Annotated in this window: 22 protein-coding genes; 3 read left to right on the forward strand and 19 right to left on the reverse strand. The window is 64.4% G+C overall.

Going from position 1 to position 22,579, the window contains the following annotated elements; all coding sequences use genetic code 11:
• Window positions 1-163: 163 nt before the first annotated feature.
• The 8 genes from NLN62_RS47135 to NLN62_RS47170 form a co-directional block, all read right to left on the reverse strand.
• Complete coding sequence (locus NLN62_RS47135; RefSeq protein ID WP_254113215.1) at window positions 164-1,534, reverse strand: TAXI family TRAP transporter solute-binding subunit; 1,371 nt, start codon at window positions 1,532-1,534, stop codon at window positions 164-166.
• 85 nt (window positions 1,535-1,619) lie between these two features.
• Entirely contained in the window at window positions 1,620-2,159 is a 540-nt protein-coding gene (locus NLN62_RS47140) for a hypothetical protein (protein ID WP_245287937.1), read from the reverse strand.
• Between the two features lie 154 nt (window positions 2,160-2,313).
• Window positions 2,314-4,227: a nitric oxide reductase activation protein NorD gene (locus NLN62_RS47145; RefSeq protein ID WP_254113216.1), complete on the reverse strand. Its 1,914-nt coding sequence runs from the start codon at window positions 4,225-4,227 to the stop codon at window positions 2,314-2,316.
• A gap of 10 nt (window positions 4,228-4,237) precedes the next feature.
• Window positions 4,238-5,050: a CbbQ/NirQ/NorQ/GpvN family protein gene (locus tag NLN62_RS47150; RefSeq protein WP_254113217.1), complete on the reverse strand. Its 813-nt coding sequence runs from the start codon at window positions 5,048-5,050 to the stop codon at window positions 4,238-4,240.
• Window positions 5,051-5,109: 59 nt separating this feature from the next.
• A complete protein-coding gene (locus NLN62_RS47155) occupies window positions 5,110-6,456 on the reverse strand; it encodes a cbb3-type cytochrome c oxidase subunit I (RefSeq protein ID WP_027521147.1) in 1,347 nt (448 codons plus the stop codon).
• A 34-nt stretch (window positions 6,457-6,490) separates the two neighbouring features.
• On the reverse strand, window positions 6,491-6,943 hold the full coding sequence (locus NLN62_RS47160) for a cytochrome c (RefSeq protein ID WP_254113218.1): 453 nt from the start codon (window positions 6,941-6,943) through the stop codon (window positions 6,491-6,493).
• Window positions 6,944-7,054: 111 nt separating this feature from the next.
• Window positions 7,055-7,327, reverse strand: coding sequence for a cytochrome C oxidase subunit IV family protein (locus NLN62_RS47165; protein ID WP_254113219.1), 273 nt, complete (start codon window positions 7,325-7,327; stop codon window positions 7,055-7,057).
• The gene (locus tag NLN62_RS47170; protein WP_027521150.1) at window positions 7,327-7,902 is read right to left on the reverse strand and encodes a cytochrome c oxidase subunit 3 family protein; all 576 of its coding nucleotides are present in this window, start codon (window positions 7,900-7,902) and stop codon (window positions 7,327-7,329) included. The genes NLN62_RS47165 and NLN62_RS47170 overlap by 1 nt, the downstream gene beginning before the upstream one ends.
• A 173-nt stretch (window positions 7,903-8,075) precedes the next feature.
• Here NLN62_RS47170 and NLN62_RS47175 point away from each other — a divergent pair, with 173 nt between their 5' ends.
• The 3 genes from NLN62_RS47175 to NLN62_RS47185 all read left to right on the forward strand — a co-directional run bounded on the left by NLN62_RS47175 (window position 8,076) and on the right by NLN62_RS47185 (window position 9,924).
• Window positions 8,076-8,231 carry a hypothetical protein gene (locus NLN62_RS47175; RefSeq protein ID WP_198031690.1) on the forward strand — a complete coding sequence of 52 codons (156 nt, stop codon included), beginning with the start codon at window positions 8,076-8,078 and terminating at the stop codon, window positions 8,229-8,231.
• A gap of 140 nt (window positions 8,232-8,371) precedes the next feature.
• A complete protein-coding gene (locus NLN62_RS47180) occupies window positions 8,372-8,797 on the forward strand; it encodes a cupin domain-containing protein (RefSeq protein ID WP_027521151.1) in 426 nt (141 codons plus the stop codon).
• A 314-nt stretch (window positions 8,798-9,111) separates the two neighbouring features.
• On the forward strand, window positions 9,112-9,924 hold the full coding sequence (locus NLN62_RS47185) for a Crp/Fnr family transcriptional regulator (RefSeq protein ID WP_254113220.1): 813 nt from the start codon (window positions 9,112-9,114) through the stop codon (window positions 9,922-9,924).
• Between the two features lie 205 nt (window positions 9,925-10,129).
• Here NLN62_RS47185 and mmsB read toward each other — a convergent pair whose 3' ends face one another.
• From mmsB to ytfQ, 11 genes are all read right to left on the reverse strand, one after another.
• Complete coding sequence (mmsB, locus tag NLN62_RS47190) at window positions 10,130-11,320, reverse strand: multiple monosaccharide ABC transporter permease (RefSeq protein ID WP_027521153.1); 1,191 nt, start codon at window positions 11,318-11,320, stop codon at window positions 10,130-10,132.
• On the reverse strand, window positions 11,317-12,894 hold the full coding sequence (mmsA, locus tag NLN62_RS47195; RefSeq protein ID WP_254113221.1) for a multiple monosaccharide ABC transporter ATP-binding protein: 1,578 nt from the start codon (window positions 12,892-12,894) through the stop codon (window positions 11,317-11,319). The genes mmsB and mmsA overlap by 4 nt, the downstream gene beginning before the upstream one ends.
• A gap of 231 nt (window positions 12,895-13,125) precedes the next feature.
• Window positions 13,126-14,199 (reverse strand): multiple monosaccharide ABC transporter substrate-binding protein, encoded by a 1,074-nt coding sequence (chvE, locus tag NLN62_RS47200; protein WP_027521155.1) that lies wholly within the window; start codon window positions 14,197-14,199, stop codon window positions 13,126-13,128.
• Between the two features lie 85 nt (window positions 14,200-14,284).
• Window positions 14,285-15,166: an SMP-30/gluconolactonase/LRE family protein gene (locus tag NLN62_RS47205; protein WP_027521156.1), complete on the reverse strand. Its 882-nt coding sequence runs from the start codon at window positions 15,164-15,166 to the stop codon at window positions 14,285-14,287.
• The gene (locus NLN62_RS47210; RefSeq protein ID WP_254113222.1) at window positions 15,163-16,239 is read right to left on the reverse strand and encodes an aldose epimerase family protein; all 1,077 of its coding nucleotides are present in this window, start codon (window positions 16,237-16,239) and stop codon (window positions 15,163-15,165) included. The genes NLN62_RS47205 and NLN62_RS47210 overlap by 4 nt, the downstream gene beginning before the upstream one ends.
• A 2-nt stretch (window positions 16,240-16,241) precedes the next feature.
• The gene (locus NLN62_RS47215; RefSeq protein WP_254113223.1) at window positions 16,242-17,168 is read right to left on the reverse strand and encodes a Gfo/Idh/MocA family protein; all 927 of its coding nucleotides are present in this window, start codon (window positions 17,166-17,168) and stop codon (window positions 16,242-16,244) included.
• On the reverse strand, window positions 17,165-17,941 hold the full coding sequence (locus NLN62_RS47220; protein WP_254113224.1) for a FadR/GntR family transcriptional regulator: 777 nt from the start codon (window positions 17,939-17,941) through the stop codon (window positions 17,165-17,167). The genes NLN62_RS47215 and NLN62_RS47220 overlap by 4 nt, the downstream gene beginning before the upstream one ends.
• Window positions 17,938-18,918, reverse strand: coding sequence for a galactofuranose ABC transporter, permease protein YjfF (gene yjfF, locus NLN62_RS47225; RefSeq protein WP_254113225.1), 981 nt, complete (start codon window positions 18,916-18,918; stop codon window positions 17,938-17,940). Before yjfF ends, NLN62_RS47220 begins: the two co-directional genes overlap by 4 nt.
• Entirely contained in the window at window positions 18,915-19,907 is a 993-nt protein-coding gene (locus tag NLN62_RS47230; protein WP_027521161.1) for an ABC transporter permease, read from the reverse strand. The genes yjfF and NLN62_RS47230 overlap by 4 nt, the downstream gene beginning before the upstream one ends.
• Window positions 19,904-21,448, reverse strand: coding sequence for a sugar ABC transporter ATP-binding protein (locus NLN62_RS47235; RefSeq protein WP_254113226.1), 1,545 nt, complete (start codon window positions 21,446-21,448; stop codon window positions 19,904-19,906). Before NLN62_RS47235 ends, NLN62_RS47230 begins: the two co-directional genes overlap by 4 nt.
• A gap of 126 nt (window positions 21,449-21,574) precedes the next feature.
• The gene (gene ytfQ / locus NLN62_RS47240) at window positions 21,575-22,540 is read right to left on the reverse strand and encodes a galactofuranose ABC transporter, galactofuranose-binding protein YtfQ (protein WP_027521163.1); all 966 of its coding nucleotides are present in this window, start codon (window positions 22,538-22,540) and stop codon (window positions 21,575-21,577) included.
• Window positions 22,541-22,579: the final 39 nt, after the last annotated feature.

Consider the following 22,579-nt stretch of genomic DNA (forward strand, 5'->3'; position numbering starts at 1 on the left):
AACGGTGGCTGGGGGAGTGCATGCGAGGAACGTCAGCGACGAAGCCATGAGGGGAGCAAGGTGGGAGACCCACATTGCGTAAGACGCATGTCACTTGCAGGCGCGGGTGGGCACCGCCCGACGACAGATGATGGGAAGCCCCCGCCCCTCAAATCCGGATTCGTCACAGTTTTGTTTTTTGCGGCGCCACCGAATTCGCGGCAGCGAGCGCTGCCCTGCGATCATGAATCAGATTCTCGAGACGATGGGCCGCAACATTCAGGGTGGCAGCATCCAGAGCTTGTTCATCGTCGTCCGTCCTGGCGCGTTGCGCGCGCAAGACCTCGTCGATCTGATTTTCGATCTCCAGCAATTCCGAGGCGTTTCCGACGTGCCGTATCCGTTGCCCCAACGCATAAAGCGTGTCGAGCGCCGGCTCGCTCGGCTTCAGCTCGCCGGATCGGAGAAACCGCCAGGCCGCCGCGAGCACTGTGACGAGCGCGCCAAGCGCCATTGGTGCGAGAAAGATGGCGTTGCTCCACTTGTCCAGGAACGTGAGCTGATTGCCATTGTAAAACTCCGCCGCTCCGGCATGGACGGGAAGAAAGGCGCCGGCATCGGTGTCCGGCGCCTTGAACTGCGCAAGAATTGGCAATTCGGCCAGAAGGTCCCTGCGAGCGGTCGTAATGGCTTGCGTGAAGCCGGCAATCATATCGTTGTCGAGACTCTTCTTGCCGACCAGATAGAAGGCGGTCTGAAGCGTGGTCACATCGTCTTCGGGAACGGGAGGGGATCCGCGCAACGTGCCCTTGGGGATGTCGAAGCTCTCGTAGGCTCGTTCCTTCTCGGCAATTGCTCCTGCGCTCTCGATCGGAATCAGAACCGGGGCGGTCTTCGCGTTCTGAGGGAACAGCCCTCGCACCAGCGACAGGTATTTGTCGCTCAGCGGCATCACGAACAGGACGGCACGTATCTCCTTGGTTTCGAGCGCCCGGCGGACCTGATCGAGCGCAACGCCCTTGAACGCAACGTTGGCGCGGTCAAGGTCATATGTCCTTCTCAAGACGTCGACGAGTTTCTGATTGGTGTCGCTACCGACCACCCCCACCGTGGTGCGCTTCAGGCCCGCCATGTCGGTGATCGCGGAGCCCGGAGGCGCAACGAGCATCGCCACCGCCTGGGCCAGGACCACAATGGCCTGCGCATGCGAGAGGTCGCCGACATCGCCGCGAACGACGGCAAGGTCCGTCTTGCCGGAGGAGAACGCTGCCGCGGATTCGATCAGGCCGCTGGTCTCCACCACCTTGAGCCGCACCGGCGCGTTATTGACGACAAGTCTACTCGCCAACGCCGATACGATTTTTGGCGCGTCGCCGTCCAGCGACCCGACCGCGATCGATAGGGTCACCGGCCGGACGTACCAGCGGTACGCGATGAGGCTTGCAGCGGCGGCGAGGATAACCAGGCCCGCGACGACCGCGATGCGCAGCCAGATTGGAAGCTTGATCGTACCCTTGCCCAATCTCGACACGTCCTCGATGTTGAAGGTGACCATTCACTAAGGGACGACCGAGCGCCGTCTTGCGACACGAGCAGAGGCGGCTCTTTGAGCCGCCCCTTGTCGTCGCCATACGGGTTTCCTACTGACAGACGTGCATCAGGCCGTCATCGCCTTTGATCAGGCTGCCTGGATCACAGACGATTCCATAGCGCGCCTTGTAGCCAGCCCATCCGTTGACGCCGTACCAGGGACCGTTCGCGGGATAGGCCCTTTGCAGGTAGAACGGACTGGTCTGGATGGCGCCGCCGCCATAATAGGCATTGGCCGCCAAAGCCCCGCTACCGACGTAGGGCCGGCCGCCATAGTAACCGGTACCACCCCAGCCCCAAGGCTGGGTGGCGGCGACGGTTGCCGTGCCAGCCGCGCTTGCAAGGCCGGCGTAGTTGACCGCCATCGGGCCTGCAATGCCAGCCGAGTCGTACTGGTACGCGGCCCGCCGGTTTTGCCGGCGTGCAACACCCGCAACGCTCACTGGAGTGAGCGGACGACCGACTCGCGCCTGAGCACTGTCGATCGATAGCGAGACGCCGCGTTGCTCAGTCCAGCTGAAGGAGAGCAATGTCGCGCACGCGAAGGTCGAGGTCGCTATTGCAATTTTTTTCAAACTCATCTGGTTCATGGATTGGCTCCACGGTTTCCTGCCCGTCGGAAACGATGTGCCCTCGCGATCGGTGCGCGCCTTGCGCTAGATCAACGTTTCCTCACGCGAGTTTTCTTGCCCCCAATCGGGCCAGCAGCACTGACGCACCGGCCTCTTGCGGCTTTCCCGGGCCTTAATGTGCCACCTGCCGGTAGATCGCCGGCAGTGCCGCAGGCAGCCGGCGGATATTGCCGACGATCGCGTAGCCGCCACGCCCGAACAGGGTCGGAAAATAGGATTGCGCCGTCGCGTCGACCGTGACGCCGAACACGGCAATGCCGAGCCGGCGCGCCTCCTGCACGGATTTACGGGTGTCCTCGATCGCAAAGCGCCCCTCATAGTGATCGACATCGTTCGGCTTGCCGTCGGTCAGAACGAGCAGCAGCTTCTTGCGCTGCGGCTGGCGGGCGAGCCCGGCCGCTGCATGGCGCACCGCCGCGCCAATGCGGGTGTAGTAGCCAGGCTTCAGCGCCCCGATCCGGCGCTCCACTGCCCCACTCATCGGCTCGCCGAAGGCCTTGATCGTCTCGAGCCGCACCCAGGAGCGCCGGCGCGAGGTGAAGGTCAAAATGCTGTGGTGATCACCGCAGGCCGAAAGTCCATGCGCGAGTACCAGAAGCGCCTCCTTCTCGACGTCGAGCACGCGGTGACCATCAACCCACGCGTCCGTCGACAGCGAGACGTCGACCAGCAGCGTGACGGCGAGATCATGGCCCTGCGGCCGCATCGCCAAATGGACGCGGTCGAGCGCGCCGCTGCCGGCGCGAAGGTCGCAACGCGCGCGCACCAGCGCGTCGAGATCGAGGTCGTGCCCATCGGCTTGCGCGCGCATCAATTCGTGGCGCGGCCGCAACACCTCGAACCGGCGCCGCACCTGGCGGATGTGGCAGCGCATGGTCTCATCCGGCGCCCAGCTCTCGCCGATCTCGGACGCCGCAGCGGCAAGGACGCGGCAATGATCGGGCAGATAAGTTCCGCTACGATAATCCCACTCGGGATAGGTGAGGTCCGCGTTCAGCCGCGATGCGTCGAGGGCTTCCGGCGGCAGGTCGAGATCGAATTTGAGCCGGGTTGCGGGCTTGCCGCTGCGGCGGCTGAGCGTGATTTCTTCGAGATCGTCAGCCGCCTTCTGTGCGTCCTCATCCTCGCTGTCATCGGCGGGGCGATCGACATTGACCATCTCGGCCATTGCGAGGATCTTTTCGAAGCGGTTGAGCACGAAGGGATCTCGGCGGCTCGCATCCTCGTCGCGCTCGCGTACGGCGAAGCGCTTGCGATCGTCCGCTGGCGCAGGTTCTGCGCCGTGCGCGTGCTCATCGTCGCTTGCGCCCGCGGTCGAGAGCTCGCGCGCCCAGCAATCGCCCCATAGAGGGCACGGCAGAATGGAGCGATATCCCGGTGGCGCCTTTGTCGGCAGCGCGCCCGTGCCGGCCATGGCCTTCCACAGTTCGCCTGAAGGTGGCTTGCGCGCGCCGAGCAAGGCGAGCACGATCTCTTCCATTTCCCGTTCGATGCGCGGCAGTGGCCGGCGCGGACGCGCCAGCGCCGTTGCCGCGGCGAGCTTCGCGTAGTCATCAGCCAATCCGGGAAACTGCGTGAGCACCCACACCGCCGTCTCGCTGGCCCGTCGCAGCGTCAAGAGATCGCGCCGCAGCGGATCAACCTCGTCGATCGCCTCGATCGGCGCGGTCGCGAACCAGGCGGCGAGCCATCGATAGAGCGACACATTCAGCGCGCGGTCTTCGAAAATCGCGATGCTATCAGGCAGAAAGATGGTAGCGGCATCACGCCCCGGCTGCTCGAGGCGCTCATCGCCGAGCCCGATGCGCTGACGCCAGCCGAGCCTGTGGCCGGAGCGGCGCGCGCCGGCGCTCGCGATCTGCACGCCGGCTTCGCCACCGAGCGCGCGGAACATCACGGCGATCCGCGGGCGAACCTCGGCCAGCGAAACCGCATGCTCGGCATGGACCGGATAGCTCGCGGTGCCGCCAACCAGGCGATGCCAGGCACGGCCGACCGTCTCTTCCAGCTCGAGGAAGTCGAGCATCGGCCTCCCCTCACCCGATCACGGCGCGCGCGACGTCGAGCAGCGCCGCCTTGACGTCGGTATCATCGGTCAGCGGTTCGATCATACCCGCCAGCACGGCGTCGGCGATCGAGGCCCCGGCCGCAATCAGTGTCGCGCAATAGACGACCAGCCGGGTCGAGACGCCCTCCTCCAGGTCGTGGCCCTTCAGTGCCCTCAGGCGAGCGGCAAGCTGAACCAGCGGCCGCACGCGATCGGGCGCAAGCCCGCTTTCGACGGAGACCACTGCGATCTCCTGCTCCGCCGGCAGGAAGCCGAACTCGATCGCGACGAAGCGCTGCCGCGTCGACGGCTTCAGCGCTTTCAAGAGGGTCTGGTAGCCGGGGTTGTAGGACACCACCAGCATGAAGCTCGCGGGCGCGACAAGCTCTTCACCGGTGCGCTCGAGCGGCAGGATACGGCGGTCGTCGGTGAGCGGATGCAGGACCACGGTGACGTCCTTGCGCGCTTCCACCACCTCGTCGAGATAACAGATGCCGCCTTCCCTTACGGCCCGGGTCAGCGGACCGTCGGTCCACACGGTGTCACCGCCCCTGAGCAGATAACGGCCGGTGAGATCGGCAGCAGTCAGATCGTCATGGCAGGCGACGGTGTGAAGCGGCAATCCGAGCCGTGCCGCCATGTGGGCGACGTAGCGTGTCTTGCCGCAGCCGGTCGGACCTTTGAGGAGAACCGGCAGGCGATGACGCCAGGCGTGCTCGAACAACGCGCATTCGTTGCCGCTTGCGACATAGGCCGGAAGCTCGGGCGCGGGCGCTGGGACGGCATGGAGTGCGGGTTTCATGATGTCTCTCCGGTATTTCCCTGGAAGGGGCGGCCGCGACTGGCGCGGCCGCCATAAGCCTATTCGGCGGGTTGCAGTGCACCGGGGATGACCGCCTGCTTCTCGCGCCCGGGCACCAGCACGGCCCAGACGAACATCACCGCGGAGATCACCACGAACACACCGGAGCCGAGCCGGATCCAGTAGAAGAACGCAAGCTGGTCCTGCACGTCCATGTAGCTCTGGCCGAGCACGCGCTGGAGATGGACCTGGATCACGCCGGCAAAGGTCAGCGCAAAGGTCATCACCATCATGGCCGTGCACATGATCCAGAAGCTTGTCATGCTGAGCCACTGGTTATACGGCGCGCGCTCCTTCAGCTGCGGGATGGCGTAGGCCATCATCGCCAGATTCAGCATCACATAGGCGCCGAAGAAGGCGAGATGCCCATGCGCCGCGGTCACCTGGGTGCCGTGGGTGTAGTAGTTCACCGAGGACAGCGTGTGCAGGAAGCCCCAGACGCCCGCACCAAGGAATGCCATCACCGAGCAGCCAACCGACCACAACAGCGCGGCGCGGTTCGGATGCTTGCGTCCGGCTTTCCAGGTCATCTGCACCGTGAAGATCACCATGGTGAAGAAAGGCGCGACTTCCAGCGTTGAGAACAGCGAGCCGATCCACTGCCAGTAACCGGGGGCGCCGATCCAGTAGAAGTGGTGGCCGGTGCCGAGGATGCCGGAGAACAAGGCCAGGCCGATGATAACGTAAAGCCACTTCTCGACGACCTCGCGATCGATGCCGTTGAGCTTGATCATGAGGAAGGCAAGCACCGAAGCCATGATCAGCTCCCACACGCCCTCGACCCAGAGGTGGACGATGTACCACCAGTACATCTTGTCGACCGCAAGATTGGCCGGGTTGTAGAAGGCGAACAGGAAGAAGATCGCAACGCCCCACAGGCCGAACAGCAGAATGTTGGTGACCGTGGTCTTGCGTCCCTTCAGTGCCGTCATCGTCACGTTGAACAGGAACATCAGGCAGACGACGACGATGCCGACCTTGATGATGAAAGGCTGCTCGAGGAATTCGCGGCCTTCGTGATAGTGGAAGAGATAGCCGACCACCGCGATGCCGGCGGCACAGAAGAACATCCAGAACTGGATTTTTGCGAGTATCGGGCTGAACAGCTCGGTCTCGGTTTCCTCGGGCAGGAGATAGTAGGTCGCGCCCATGAAGCCGATCAGCGACCACACGATCAGCGCATTGGTGTGAATCATCCTGACGATGTTGAACGGCAGGACGACGGACAGGGTGTTGGGAAGGACATAGATGGTTCCCGCGACGAGGCCGAACGTGACCTGCGCCAGGAACAGCGTCAGCGCGCCGTAGAAATACAGCATCGCGACTTTCTGGGTCTGATATTTCATCTCAGGCTCTCTGTCTTGAGGGATTGTTGAGCGCTCAACCGGCCTTGTTCGGCGGCCAATCCTGGCGCTTGATGGTGCTCACCCATTGCAGGAAGTCGGCGAGATCGTTGAGCTCCTGGTCGGTGAGGTTGAACTGCGGCATCTGCCGGCGGCCCGGCGCACCGGACGGCTGCGACTGCATCCAGGCTTTCAGCGTTTCGCGGGCACTGGCGGGATCTTCCTTGCCGCCCCAGCGATCCCAGACATTGCCGACCTCGGGGGCGAAATAGGCGCCCTCGCCCAGCAGAGTGTGGCAATTGATGCAGGAGTTCTTCTCCCAGACGTGCTTGCCGCGGGCGACCGACGACGTCAGCGTGGCTGCGTCCGTCGAGCTCGTGACCATGTAGTAGTGGCTGTGCGCCGTCAGCCCCAAGAAGATGGCGAAGAAAAAGGCCGATCCGCCGTAGAAGACGTTTCGGGCGGCCGACTTGGTCAGGCGTTCAGCCATTGCCAATCCTTTCCGGTTTTAAGTCCTGTCGAGAAAAGCGGTGACGATATTTTGCCGATTGGGCGCCGGAGCTCTTTGTTGCGGCGCAATGAGCGCGACGATGCGCAACGATCAGACCAGGGCGACGGCCGCGGAAGCGAGCCAGGCGAACAGCACGAGGATGACGATCCAGGCGCTCATCAGGCCGCGCCACAGCGCCGGCGCGGCGCGCAAATCGAGATAGTCGAGCACGATCCGGCGGCCCTTGACTGCGGCCAGGGCGAGCAACACGGCGTTGGCAAAGAGTGCGCGCGGCACGAGGCAGGGCACCAGCACGGTTGCGATCGCAAGGGCGATCAGCACGGCCCAAGTCACATTGAGTCGATTCACGTCGAGACGGTTCATCACCGCACCAGGTAGACGATGGGGAACATGACGATCCAGACCAGGTCGACCATGTGCCAGAATGCCGTTCCTGTCTCGACGCTCGCAGCTTCCGCACGCCGGCAGACCACGGCGAGGATCACGATGCCGAGGCCGACATGCAGGAGGTGAAAGCCGGTCAGGAGGAAATACAGCGTGAAGAACGGGCTGGTCTCGAGACCGTTGCCGTGGCCGATCTCCTGCGCATACTCCATCAGCTTGATCGCAATGAAGACGCCGCCAAGTGCCATGGCACCGAGCAGCCAACGGCGCGCGATCCGCCTCGTCCCGTTCCGCGCCGCCAGCGTGCCGCGCGCGGCCGCCCAGCCGCTGGTCACCAGGACCACGGTGTTCATGCCAGCAAGCCCCGAATCGAGCGCCGCCTGCCCGGAGGCGAACAGCGCTGGCTGCACGAGCCGGGCGATTGCGAAGGCGCCCAGGAACAGCCCGAAGGCAGCGAGCTCGCTGAAAATCAGCACCCAGATCATGGGATCGCCGGGCAGATCCTCGAGGATGCCCCAGCCACTTCCCTGCTGCTCGTAGTCCGTCGCCGACATCTGGTCTCCGCAAGGCGCGATGCCGGGGTGCAATATCGCGCAGGAGCGCGTCGCAATTTGTCGGCGGACAAACCGGAGGCAGCTTTCGTGCTGTTTGCGCCGTCGCAACCTCCGTGACGGCGGCAGTCGGTAGAGTGACCGTCGAGGTTCCATCATTTTCGCGAAGGCCAACCATGAGCGAGGCGCAACTTGGTCTGATGACCGCAACCCCCATCATCATCCTGTTCGCCGCAGCGCTCCGGCGGATGGGCGTGCTGTCGACGGCGGCGACCGTATCCGCGGTGTGTCTGTCGGTCGCGATCGCGGTGGTGCTGTTCACGACGCAGTAGAGCGTCGGTTCCTCATCCGGAGGGGGACAGACCGCACGGGCGCCGGTCTCCACTGCCACCGGATGGTGCCACTCATCCTCCTTGGCTTAGCGCCGCAGCGCGCTAATATTCGTCATCGCTCGCTACCCGATGAGTCCGCCATGCCTCAGATCATCAATCTTGGCGCATTGCAGCTGACGTTTCTGCAGAGCAAGGACGACACCGGCGGCAGTCTCGATCTGTTCGAGATGACGCTCCAGCCCAACGCGCGCATGCCGATCCCTCACTATCACGATCGCTGGGACGAAACGATCTACGGCCTGAGCGGCATCTCGACCTGGCGGATCGATGGAAAAGACACCGACGTGGCGCCGGGCGAGACCGTGTTCATCAGGCGCGGCGTCGTGCATGGCTTCATCAATCGTTCGGCCCGACCGGCGACCTGCCTGTGTATCCTCAGTCCAGGTGTACTTGGCCCGCAATACTTCAAGGAAATGGCCGCCCTGCTCTCGGCCGGCACGCCCGATCCGGCAAGAATGAAGGAAACGATGCTGCGCTACGGGTTGGTTCCGGTGCTGCCATCCTGACGCAAGAGCGCGGCCCATCCTGCTCGGCGAGGACGAGACAGGTCCCCGCAATCGCCCGTGCTTGATCTCCAGCAACGGCTCTGTTTGGATGAATTCCGTTCGGCACTTCAATTTCGAATAATCTGATTTTTTGGAATCGAAATGTTGTTTGCTGCGTTGTTGATTGCCTTTGCCTCGACCACTCGGTGGGAACCGCCTCGGGGCTGCCGCACACGTGAAAACGCCCATGCCGACGCGCGCTGCGTTGACTCAAGCGCACTTTCATGGATGCTAGCCACCGTCGTTCCTGGGTTGCTCGTTCACCAAGAGGCATCGTGACCGCTCACCGCACCGGTATTGGGAATCGGCTTCTGGCGGCGCTGCCGCCCGAGGATTTGGCCTTGCTCGCGCCCCACTTCCAGAAGGTCTCGTTCGAACCCGATGCCATCCTGGTGCGGTCGGGCGACGAACTCGACCCGGTTTATTTTCCCCACAGCGGCGCGATCGCCTTCATGCTCGAGATGCCGGACGGGCAAACGGTCGCAACCACGTTGATGGGACGGGAAGGTGCTTTGGCCTCGTTCTCCGTACTCGGTCCGTCGCATTCATCCGTCACAGCGACTGCACGCCTGGCCGGCACGGCATCGCTGATATCAGCGGCGAAGTTCCGGGCTGCCTACGCGCGGAGCGCAGCGATCAGGCATGTCGTGCAAGTCCACGCCCGCGCGCTGTTGTTGCAGCTCCAGCACGTGGCCGCCTGCAACGCGCTGCATCGGGTGGATGGCCGCATGGCGCGTTGGCTACTGCAACTGCACGACCGCGTTCCCGATGATCATCTTCCCGTGACGCAGGAGGCGCTTGCGCAATTGCTTGGGGTGCGGCGGACGACCGTGACTCTGACCATGAGCAAGCTTCGCGCTGCGGGCGCCATCCCGTCCGACCGGCGCGGCTTCGTAGAGATCCACCGGGCGCAGCTGGAGAGGGCCGCATGCGACTGCTATGGGCTCATGCAGCGCAAGATCGATCAGATGTATTGCCAAGAATTGTCGGCGCCGCAGCCTGCCTTTGCCCCTTTCCGGGAAAGCTCCGTTGTCGCCTTCGACGAAGCGGGTCCTGAATCCAGAGCCGCTTCGCGCGAGAGAAAATGAAGCGCGTTCTCGATCCGATCAGCCTAACATAGCCAACAATGTCGCACGAGCATTGCCCGTTGGTGTGCCCACGACATTGCGCAAACAGACCAAGATGTAGGGTGGGCAAAGCGAAGCGTGCCCACCTCTTCTGCGCAACGTAGAGAGAAGACGGTGGGCACGGCGCTCGCGCGCCTTTGCCCACCCTACGCCACCGTCGAATTGGCTACCGCCGCTGGTTGTACACGTCGATGCAGACCGCGCCGAGCAGCACCAGGCCCTTGATGACCTGCTGGTAATCGATGCCGATGCCGAGGATGGACATGCCATTGTTCATCACGCCCATGATCATGGCGCCGACCACGGCACCACCGACGCGCCCCACGCCACCATAGGCCGACGCGCCGCCGATGAAGCAGGCGGCGATGACGTCGAGCTCGAAGCCAAGGCCCGCCTTCGGCGTTGCGGTGTTGAGCCGCGCGGCGAAGACGAGGCCGGCGAGTGCGGCCAGCACGCCCATGTTGACGAAGGTGAAGAAGGTCAGCCCCTCGGTCTTGATGCCTGAAAGCTTTGCCGCCTTGGCATTGCCGCCGACCGCGTAGATCTGCCGCCCGATCACGGTGCGCCGGGTTACGAAGCCATAGAGCGCGATCAGCGCGCTCATGATCACCAGCACGTTCGGCAGGCCGCGATAGGTCGCGATCAGATAGGTGAAGTAGAGCACCGCACAGGCCAGCACGACGTTCTTTCCGAGGAAGAACGCGTAAGGCTCGACCTCGATGCCGTGCGACTGCTCGCGCGAACGGTTCTTCGCGGCAGCATAGACCAGTCCGAGGGCCAACACGGCGCCGATCAACATCGAGGTCGGGTGCAGCGTGCCGGCCTCAGGCAGGAACTCCGGAATGAAGCCCGAGGACAATTTCTGGAACGTCGACGGGAACGGTCCGAGCGACTGGCCCTGCAACACCGCGAGCGCCAGGCCCTTGAACACGAGCATGCCGGCCAACGTCACGATGAAGGACGGGATCTTGAAATAGGCCACCCAATAGCCCTGCGCGGCACCGATCGCCGCGCCCAGCAGCAGGCAGGCGATGAAGGCGACCGTGTAGTCGACCTTGTAGCTCACCATCAGCAGCGCGGCCACGGCGCCGACGAACCCCGCGACCGAGCCGACCGACAGATCGATATGCCCGGTGACGATCACGAGCAGCATGCCCAGCGCCATGATGACGATGTAGCTGTTCTGCAGCACGAGATTGGTGAGATTGAGCGGCTGCAGCAGCGTGCCGCCGGTCATGGCCTGGAAGAACAGCATGATCGCGACCAGCGACATCAGCATGCCGTAGTTGCGTAAGTTGTTCTTGATGAAGCCCGTGTGCCGGCGCTCTTCAGGCAGCGAAACCGTCTTGTCGGTCATGGCTGCATTCCTCCCATCTCCGCGGCCACAGGCACGCCGTTCCCATTGTTTCTCTCATTGCGCATGATAGCGCGCATGATCTTCTCCTGCGTCGCCTCATGGCCCGCGAACTCGCCGACGAAAGCGCCGTCGTTCATGACGCAGATGCGGTCGCAGATGCCGAGCAGCTCCGGCATCTCCGACGAGATCACCACGACGCCCCGGCCGGCCTCCGCCAGCTCGTTGATGATACAATAAATCTCATATTTGGCACCGACGTCGATACCCCTCGTCGGCTCGTCCAGGATCAAAACCTTGGGGTCGGTCATCAGCCATTTCGACAGCACGACCTTCTGCTGGTTGCCGCCCGAGAGCTGGCCGGTCTCCTGGTAGACGTCGGAGCAGCGGATGCGCATCCGGTTGCGGTAGTCGCTTGCCACTTTCAGCTCGGCAATGTCGTCGATCACCTTGCCGGGGGCCACTTGGTCGAGGCTGGCCAGCGTAATATTCTTGCGGACGTCGTCGGCCAGGATCAGCCCGAGCTGCTTGCGGTCCTCGGTGACATAGGCAAGGCCGGCATCGATCGCCGCCGCCACGCTCGGCAGGACGATCTCGTTACCCTCGAGGCTGATGCGGCCCGTGATATTGGTGCCCCAGGAGCGGCCGAACAGGCTCATGGCGAACTCGGTGCGCCCCGCCCCCATCAGCCCGGCGATCCCGACGACCTCGCCACGCTTTACGCCGAAATTGACATTCTTGATGACCTGCCGGTCGGGATGGATCGGATGGTAGACCGACCAGTTCTCGACCTTGAGGACGGGCTCCCCGATCTTGGCGCTGCGCTCGGGGAAGCGGTGGGCGAGATCGCGGTTGACCATGCTGCGGATGATACGGTCCTCCTGGACCTGCTCGGTCCGGCAGTCGATGCCATCAACGGTGCGTCCGTCGCGCAGCACCGTGATGTGGTCGGCGACCTTGGCAACCTCGTTCAGCTTGTGGGAGATCAGGACCGAGCCGATGCCCTGCTCGCGAAATTTCATCAGGCGCTCGAGCAGAGCGGCGCTGTCGGCCTCATTCAGGCTGGCGGTCGGCTCGTCCAGGATCAGCATGCGCACGCGCTTGGAGAGCGCCTTGGCGATCTCGACCAGCTGCTGCTTGCCGACGCCGAGATCGGTGATCAGCGTGTCCGGCGACTCCTTCAGGCCGACCTGCGCCAGGAGTTCCCGCGTCCGGCGGTAGACCTCGTCGCGGTCGATGACGCCCATCTGCGACGGTGGATGCGAGAGGAAAATATTCTCCGCGATCGACATCAACGGGATCAGCGCCAGCTCCTGGTGGATGATGATGATGCCGAGCGCCTCGGAATCGTTGATGTCGCGGAAGTGTCGCTCCTCGCCCTCGAAGACGATGGTTCCCTCATAGCTGCCGTGGGGATAGACCCCGCTCAACACCTTCATCAGGGTGGATTTTCCGGCGCCGTTCTCGCCGACCAGGGCATGGATCTGCCCGGCCTGAACCGAGAAATTGACGTCACGCAGCGCCTGCACACCCGCAAAGCTCTTGCTGACGCCGCGCATTTCCAACATTGCCGTCATGGCTTCGTGTCCCGTCTTTTAACCCACCTCACCCCGCTTGCGGGGAGAGCATAGGCCGCCTTTGGCGGCCGTTCAAAAACGCCGAAGCGATCGGGCGAGGAGGAGCTTCCGCAAGAGCAACTCTCGCCGCCCCGTAGAGACTTCCCCTCACCCCAATCTTCTACAACGGCGGCCCAAAGGCGGCCTATGCTCCCTCTCCCCGTAAGAACGCGGAGAGGGAGCAGGCGCAGCTTACTGGAATTGCGACTTCTTGTAGTAGCCGCTGTCAACCAGGGTTTTCTCCCAATTGTCCTTGTAGACCACGACCGGCTTGAGCAGGAAGGACGGCACGGTCTTGGAGCCGTTCTCATAGGTCTTGGTGTCGTTGACCGTGACCTGCTTGCCTGCCAGCGCCGCGTCGACCATATCGGCGGTCACCTTGGCGAGGTCGCGGGTGTCCTTGAAGATGGTCGAGTACTGGTCGCCGCGCAGCATCGCCTTGATCGAGGGCACCTCGGCGTCCTGGCCGCTGATGATCGGCATCGGCTGGTCGGCACTGCCGTAGCCCACGCCCTTCAGCGACGAGATGATGCCGATCGAGAGGCCGTCATAGGGCGACAGCACCGCGTTGACCTTCTTGTTGCCGTAGTAGGCGCTGAGCAGGTTGTCCATGCGGGCCTGCGCGGTGGCGCCGTCCCAGCGCAAGGTCGCGACCTTGTCCATGCCCATCTGGCCGGACACGACGACGAGCTTCTTGCTGTCGATGTAAGGCTGCAGCACCGACATCGCGCCGTTGTAGAAGAAGTAGGCGTTGTTGTCGTCGGGCGAGCCGCCGAACAGCTCGATGTTGAAGGGACCCTTGCCATCCTTGAGGCCGAGACCCTGCACGAGCGATTCCGCCTGGAGCACGCCGACCTGGAAGTTGTCGAAGGTCGCGTAGTAGTCGACGTTCGGCGTGCCGCGGATCAGGCGGTCATAGGCGATGACGGTGATGCCCTTGGCCTTGGCCTGCTTGAGCACGTCGGAGAGCGTGGTGCCGTCGATCGCGGCGATCACCAGCGCCTTGGCGCCCTTCGTCACCATGTTCTCGACCTGCGAGAGCTGGTTCGGAATGTCGTCCTCGGCATATTGCAGGTCGGTGTTGTAACCGCGCTCCTTCAGCACCTTGACCATGTTGTTGCCGTCATCGATCCAGCGCGCCGATGATTTCGTCGGCATCGAGATACCAACGGTCGGCTTGTCCTGGGCCAATGCCGGGGCCGATGAGGCCATCGCGGCGGCGCCCGCGAATGCGAGCGCGAGTACGGTCGTCTTCAGTTTCAGCATGCTTCACTCCCTTGGGGTGTAAGAACGTTTGTAGTTACAGCAAGAACTCAGGTGTGTTGTGCCTTTAAGTGACTCCTTGGATCTCCTATTCGAGCGTGACGTCGGGCTCCGCGCGACCGCGCGCAGCAGCCTCGAGGATGAAGGTGCAGCCGGCTTGCGGATCGGCGGCGCGTGCCGCCGCATCCATATCCTGCCACGCCGAGGTGACAAGAAGGCGTGACAGATCGGGACCGATGAAGGCGGGACAACTCGACTGCTGTGCCGGCACCGCCAGCGAGCGCAAGCGCTCGCCTTCGGGACTATAGACGTCGACGCAGGCGCCGCCCCAGCGCGCGTTCCAGATCAATCCGTCAGCATCGACCACCGAGCCGTCGAGACCGCCGACGCCGGTGTGGCGCACCAGCACCTCCGGCTCACCGCGCGGCAACCCCGTCGCCGGATTGAGCGAAACGCGATAGAGCACGTGACGCGCGGTGTCGGCGAAGTACCCGATGGCGCCGTCCGGCGAAAAGCAGATCGAGTTCGGAATGCTGATGCCGGGAAACAGCGTCGAGATCTTGCCGCGATGGAGCGCGTAGATCGCGCCGGCGCCCGCTTCAGCCTTGCGGCCCATGGTGCCGATCCAGAACGTGCCGGACTGATGCACGCGTGCGTCGTTCGACCGCGTCGTCGGGTTATCGGCCTCAAGCGGACGATAGAGCGTCATCGCGCCGTCGGCGAGCTTGCGGACGTAGAGGCCATCCTCGGCCACGATCAACTGCCGCTCGGCATCGATGCGGCCGAGCGCGCTCGCCATCCGGCCGAGGACATGGACGCGAATATTGCGACTCGCGAGATGGGCCTCATAAAGGCGGCCTTCACGGATGTCGAACCACCAGGCGGTATCGGTGGCGACGTCATAGGTCGGGCCCTCGCCGAGATGGCAATGCTCGGTGCAAAGTACGGAGGTCGGCACCTGCTCGGTCATGACGAGCTCACCCCAAATCGATACACGGTGTGGTGCTTGTAAACGCTGCCGGGCGCAAGACGCGAGCTCGGAAAATCCGGCCGGTTCGGCGAATTCGGCCAGATGTGCGGCTCCAGGCACAGCGCGTCGGACTGCCGATACAACCGGCCGCCTTTGCCCGCCACCGAGCCGTCGAGGTAGTTACCGGAGTACACCTGCAAGCCCGGCTGATCCGTGAATAGCTCCATGACGCGTCCCGAGCGCGGCGCCTCCACGCGCGCGGCGAGACGCAAGCCGCCGTCAAGCGGAAGGCAGAACGTGTGGTCGTAGCCCTTGCCGTTGCGCAGTTGCTGATCGTTCTGACGGATACGCGCACCGACCGGCGTCGGCGTCCGGAAGTCGAAGGGCGTGCCGGCAACCGCGTGCGGCGGCCCGGCCAGCGGGATCGCGGTCGGATCGATCGCCAGGAAATGATCAGCTGCGACCATGAGCTTGTGATCGAGGATCGGCGTCGCCGACGTCGCGCCTTCGAGGTTGAAGAAGCTGTGATTGGTGAGATTGACGATGGTCGGACGATCGCTCGTCGCCTCCATGCTGACCGACAGTTGGGCGGGACCGGTCACCCGATAGGTGAGACGAACGTCGAGCCGGCCCGGGTAACCTTCCTCACCGTGCTCGCTTGTGTAAGTGAGCGTGACCGCAGGCTCCGCGCCGTCAGCGAGGTCGGCGATCTGCCAGAGCTTGCGGTCAAAGCCGTCCAGGCCACCGTGCAGCGCGTTCGGGCCATTATTGGCGGCGAGCTGCACCGTCTCGCCATCGAGCACGAAGCGCGCGTCCGCGATACGGTTGGCATAGCGGCCGACGGTCGCGCCAAAAAACTTCCGTTCGGCGAGATAGCCGGCAAAGTCGTCATAGCCGAGCACGACGTCGTCGGTGCCGCCCTTGGCATCGGGCGCGATCAGCGCCTGAATCACTGCACCATGAGTGATGATGCGCGCCTCGAAACCACCCTGCCCGCACAGCACCACGCGCTCGACGGCGCGGCCATCCGGCAGCGTTCCGAAGACGTCCCTTGTGATGCGCGCGCTAGCCATGATCATTCCACGAACGGTTCGACGACGTTGCGCTTGCCGAGCATGAAGGCGTCGGCGACGAGACGGAACGGCGTCAGGTCGACGTCACTCTCCCCCGTCGCCGCAAGCTCGACGAAACGCCGGTAGAGCCCGCGATATTCGGCTTCGGGCTCCTCCGCAAGCACTTTGCCGTCGATGGCCATGCGGGCGCCGCCGCCCGACAGCGTCATTCGGCCCTGATCCGTCTCGGCCACGATGTCCCAGCTCTGCGGGCCGGTCTGGCGGAAGTCGAATTCGGCCGTGATTGGCAGGCCGTCGACATCGGCAAGCGTCAGGTTCGCCGCAATCGGCGCCTCGCAATTGGCCGGGAAGGATAGTTGCGCCGCGGTCACGAACACCGGACGCGGCAGGATGCGGGTCAGGATCGAGAGTGCGTTGATGCCGGGATCGAATACGCCGAGCCCGCCCGGCTCCCAGATCCAGCCTTGTCCGGGATGCCAGACGCGGACATCCTCCTTCCACGCGATGTGCACGGACTTGATCCGGCGCGCGGCGAGCCATTGCCGCGCCGGCTCGACAGCGGGGGCAAAGCGCGAATGCCAGGTCGCAAACAGCGCCCGCTTCGCATCCTTCGCCATCGTGACCAACGGATCGAGTTCGCCGAGGCTGAGGCCCGGCGGTTTCTCCAGCATCACGTGCTTGCCGGCGGCAAGCGCCGCGAAGGCCTGCGCGCGCCGCACCTGCGGCGGCGTGCACAGCGACACCGCATCGATCGGCGGGCCCTTTGCGAGCAGCTCCTCGATGGTGGCGAAATGCGGCAGGTCCGGCAGCGAGGCATTGCGGCTCGCGATGGCGGCAAGGGTTGCGCCCGGTGTTGCCGCGATGGCGGCGACGTGCTGATCGCGCGCGATCTTGCCGAAACCGACGATGGCGATACGAAGTTCAGTCACGCTTGTTCTCCAGATTGAGCCGATCGCGCCGGCTCGGCCGGCGCCGTCTCGATCACCGTGCCTTCATGGCGGCTCATGCCATTGTGGATGACGAAGACCATGGCGGCCGAGGCGGCCTCGCCGTCGCCCGCCGCGATCGAATCGACGATCTTCTGGTGCCAGAGCAGCACCGTGTCACGATCCTCGACCTCGACCGGCGCGCTGAGCAGGAAGGACGCCCGCAAGGCGGCTTCGATGACATGGCCGATGGAACGCATGAACAGATTGCCCGACGCCCGCGCGACCGCAACGTGCAAGGCGAGGTCCGCGTCGGCGAAGCCGGCGGAATCAGATGCCTCGCGCCGCATGCGGTCCATGCTGCGCTTGAGTTCGGCGAGGTCCTCCTCCGAGCGTCGCGCAGCCGCGAGCATCGCCGCGCGCGGTTCGACCGCGAGACGGATCTCTGCGAGGTCGTTGAGGAAGCGCTTGTCGATGCCGGCGTCGAGATGCCAGGCCAGCACATCTGCGTCGAACATGTTCCAGGCGCCGCGCTCGCGCACGACGGTGCCGACCCGCGCCTTGGTGGTAAGCAGACCTTTTGCCACGAGGGTCTTCACGCTCTCGCGCAACACCGGTCGCGAGACACCGAACATCGAGGTCAGCTCGGCATCACCAGGCAGCCGCGTGCCTTCGGCATAGCGACCGGCGATGATGTCGACGCCGATCGAGCGGGATACCTCCGCATGGTTGGAGTGGGCCCGCCGCGTCGGGATGACGACGATGCGCGAGGTCATGACGTGGCTCCCGCGGGTCTCACGGCAGGCCGGCGCGCGAGCGCGATCATGACCTGCTGCAGAGCGATGAAGGCGAACAGCAGAACACCGGTCGCGATCTTGGTCCACCAGCTCGACAGTGTCCCGTCGAAATTGATGTAGGTCTGGATCAGGCCCTGAATGAGGACGCCGAGGAACGTTCCGACCACCGAGCCCTGCCCGCCCGTGAGCAGCGTGCCGCCGATCACCACCGCCGCGATGGTGTCGAGCTCGACGCCGACGGCCGAGAGCGAATAGCCGGCGCCGGTGTAGAAGGAGAAGACGATGCCGGCGATGCCTGCGAGCAGGCTCGACAGCATGTAGATGCGGATCGTCATTTTGCCGACGGCGACGCCCATCAGGCTCGCCGTGACCCGGCTGCCGCCGAGCGCGTAGACATTGGCGCCGAAGCGGGTGAGCTGCAGCAGCAGCGCACCGCCGATCACGATGACCAGCATGATAATCGCAACCGCCGTCAGTCGCCCGCCACCCGGTAGTCGCAGCGCAAAGTCCGAGACCGTCGAATAGATCGGCGCGGTGATCGGTACCGATTCAGTCGAGAGCAGGAAGCTCGCGCCGCGCGCGAGGAACATGCCGGCCAGCGTGACGATGAACGGCGGCAAGTCGAACAGATGGATGACGGCGCCCATCGCCGCGCCGAAGGCCGCGGACAGCGCCAGGATCGCCACGAAGGCGACCAGCGGCGGCATGCCCCAGCGCTCGATCGCGAGCGCGACGAACACGGTGGTGAAGCCGATCACCGAGCCGACCGACAGGTCGATGCCGCCCGAGATGATCACGAAGGTCATGCCGGTCGCGACGATGCCGAGAAAGGCGTTGTCGGTCAGGAGATTGCAGACCACGCGGGTCGAGGCGATGTTGGGAAATTGCAGCGCGCAAAGCACAAAGCCCGCGACGAGCACGATGGCCGTGATGAGGACGGGCGGCAGGCCTTTCATGCTTTCGTCCCCCGGATACGCGCCACGATGCCGGCCATACCGGTCAGCTTCGGCGATTGCAACAGTAGCACCGCCAGCACCACCACGGCCTTGACCAGGAGGTTGAATTCCGGGGGATAGCCCGACAAGAGAATGCCCGTGTTCATCGTCTGGATGATGAGCGCGCCGAGCACGGCGAGCAAGAGGCTGAAGCGGCCGCCGAACAGCGAGGTTCCGCCGATCACGACGGCCAGGATCGCATCGAGCTCCAGCCAAAGGCCGGCATTGTTGGCATCAGCCCCCATGATGTCGGCCGCGGCGATCACGCCCGCAAGCGCCGCGCAGACGCCGCACCAGACATAGACGGCCAAAATCATGGCGCGGGTGCCGACGCCGGCGAGCTCGCTTGCCCGCGCATTGCCGCCGGTGGCCTCGATCAAGAGCCCGAGCGCCGAGCCGCGCACCACGGCGCCAGTGAGGATCAGCATCCCCAGGGCAATCGCGACCGGCACGGGAACGCCGAGGATGGCGCCGTTGCCGAGCCAGACCAGATCGGGCGAGGTGAAGGTGACGATGCGCCCTTCGGTGATGAGCTGGGCGATGCCGCGGCCGGCGACCATCAGGATCAGCGTCGCGACGATCGGCTGCATGCCGAGGATGCTGACCAGGAAACCGTTCCAGAGGCCGCAGACGAGGCCCGCACCGAGCGCGGCCGCGAGCACCACCGGCAAGCCGTGACTGTCGGCGAGGCTCGCGGCGATCGCGCCCGAGATCGCCATCACGGCGCCAACCGAGAGGTCGATGCCGCGCGTCGCGATCACCAGCACCATGCCGAGCGAGAGCAGCGCCACCGGCGTGCCGCGGTTGAGCACGTCGATCATGCTGCCGAACAGCCGCCCATCCTGCAAGCGCAGGTCAAAGAATTGCGGCGAGACGGCACGATCGACCATCAGGATGACGATCAGCGCGAAGATCTGGGCAAGGCCACGGCGCGGCAGAAGAGCGGTCATGGCCTGCCCTCCTGCGCCATGGCACTGTTGTCGGCGGCGATCGCCGCCAAGATATTGGAGACGTCGATCGCCTCGCCCTGCAATTCCTCGACATGGGCGCGATCGCGCAGCACGACGACGCGATCCGAATAGGTGACGATCTCGTCGAGCTCGGAGGAGATCACGAGCAGCGCCAGCCCATCGTCACAGAGCTCGCGGATCAGGCGGATGATCTCCGCATGCGCCCCAACGTCGATGCCGCGGGTCGGCTCGTCCAGCACGAGGAGCCGCGGCGAGGTCGCAAGCCAGCGCGCCAGCAGCACCTTTTGCTGATTGCCGCCCGACAACAGGCCGACCGGACGTTCCGGATCAGGCGGGCGGATGTCGAGCAGCTTGACGAAACGTGCAGCAATCTCGTCCTGCTCGCGGCGCGACAGCGGCAGATAAAGGCCGCGCTTGGCCTGGAGCGCGAGTACGATGTTCTCGCGCACCGTGAGCTCGGCGACGATGCCTTCCGTCTTGCGCTCCTCCGGGCAATAGCCAAAACCGTGTCGGACTCCGTCACGCGGCGTCTGGAGCCGCACTGGCGCGCCCTCCACTTTCGCCTGGCCCTGATCGGAACGCTCGGCGCCGAAAACCAGCCGCGCGGTTTCGGTTCGTCCCGAGCCCAGAAGGCCGGCGAGACCCACGACCTCGCCATGGCGCAATTCGAGATTGAAGGGCGCGACGTAGCCAGACTTGCCGTAGCCCTCGAAGCTCGCGCAGATCTCGCGCACCTGCTGCTCGCTTGCAGGCGCGCGTGCGCTGGTGGTTTCGGCAAGCTCGCGGCCGAGCATCATCCGGATCAGTTCGAGCCGCGGCAGCGATGCGGTCTCGCGTTCGCCGACCAGGCGGCCGTTGCGCAAGACGGTAATGCGGTCGGAGATTTCGTAGACCTGGTCGAGGAAGTGGCTGACGAAGACGATTCCGATGCCGCGGCCAGCTAGCTGACGCATGATCTTGAAGAGAATCTCGACCTCATGACGGTCGAGGCTCGCGGTCGGCTCGTCGAGAATGAGAACGCGCGCCGACAGGTCGACGGCGCGAGCGATCGCGGTGACGTGCTGGATTGCGACGGAGTAGCTGCCGAGCGGCGCCGCCACGTCGATGTCGAGGCCGAACTCGGCAAGCAACGCCTTTGCCCGCCGGCGCATCTCGCCTTCGCGGACGATGCCGAAGCGCATCGGCTGCCGGTCGAGAAAAAGATTCTGCGCCACCGACAGGTTCGGCAGCAAATTTACTTCCTGGTAGACGGTGGCAATGCCAGCTTCCAGCGCCGCCTTCGACGATCGCGGCGCGACCTGGGCGCCGCCCAGCCGAACGATTCCCGCATCGCGCGGGAATACGCCGGTGACCACCTTGATCAGTGTGGACTTGCCGGCGCCGTTCTCGCCGAGCAGGGCATGGATCTCGCCCGCACGAAGCGTGAAATCGACGTCCTGTAACGCACGCACAGCGCCAAAACTCTTGCTGATCCCACGCACCTCGAGCAGACAAGGGGCAGAATCCGGGCTGGTCTCCATTGCGACGTCACTCCCGCCGGCGTCCGCTTGTGGGGTTGCGGACGTCCGGCCAATTCACCACGCTTAGCAGTTTCGAAGGGGGGTGCGCCACCGGAGCGCATCAGCCGCGGTGGCGCACGGGAGGGCTCAGTAACCAAGACCCTTCTTGCTGTCGTAGACCTTCTGCGGATCGTCGGAGGCGGTGTAGAGCTTCGATTCCGTCTGGATCCACTTCGGCGGAACGGTGCCCTTGTCCTTGAAGGCGGCAATGACGTCGAGCGCGGGCCCTGCCATGTTCGGCGTCAGCTCCACCGTGGCATTGGCTTCGCCTGCGGACATCGCCTTGAAGATGTCGGGAACCGCGTCGATCGAGACGGTCAGGACGTCCTTGCCGGGCTTGAGGCCGGCTTCCTTCATGGCCTGGATCGCGCCGACCATCATGTCGTCATTATGCGCATAGACCGCGCAGATCGACTTGCCGCCGCCTTCCGCCTTGATGAAGCTCTCCATCACTTCCTTGCCCTTGGCGCGGGTGAAGTCGCCGGTCTGGCTCCGCACCACTTTCAGGTTCGGATGCTTGGCGACGACGGAGTCAAAGCCCTTCTTGCGGTTGGTGGCGACGCTGGCGCCGACCGTGCCCTGCAATTCGACGACATTGCAGGCCTTCTCGCCGACCGTCTTGGCGAGCCACTCGCCGGCGACGGCACCTTCGTGCACGCTGTCCGAGGTGACCGCGGTCAGATAGAGGTCCTTGCCGGAGGGATCGATGTCGCGGTCGAGCAGCACGACCGGGATCTTGGCTTCCTTGGCCTCCTTCAGGACCGCGTCCCATCCGGTCGAGACGACCGGCGCAAGGAAGATCGCGTCGACGTTCTGAGCGATGAAGGACCGGATCGCCTTGATCTGGTTCTCCTGCTTCTGCTGGGCGTCGGCGATCTTCAGGTTGACCTGCCGCTTGGCTGCTTCCTGCTTGGAGACCGAGGTCTCAGCGGCGCGCCATCCGGATTCCGATCCGATCTGCGAAAAACCGATCGTGAGCTGGCCGGCATTGGCCGGCAGCGAAAGCAGCAGCGCGGCCGTGGCGCTGGCCGCAAAGAGGGCTTTGAGGGTCATCAGGCGTGTCTCCCAAAAAATGTTTATCTCGGGTGCCAA

The organism is Bradyrhizobium sp. CCGUVB23, from assembly GCF_024199885.1.
GTDB lineage: Bacteria > Pseudomonadota > Alphaproteobacteria > Rhizobiales > Xanthobacteraceae > Bradyrhizobium.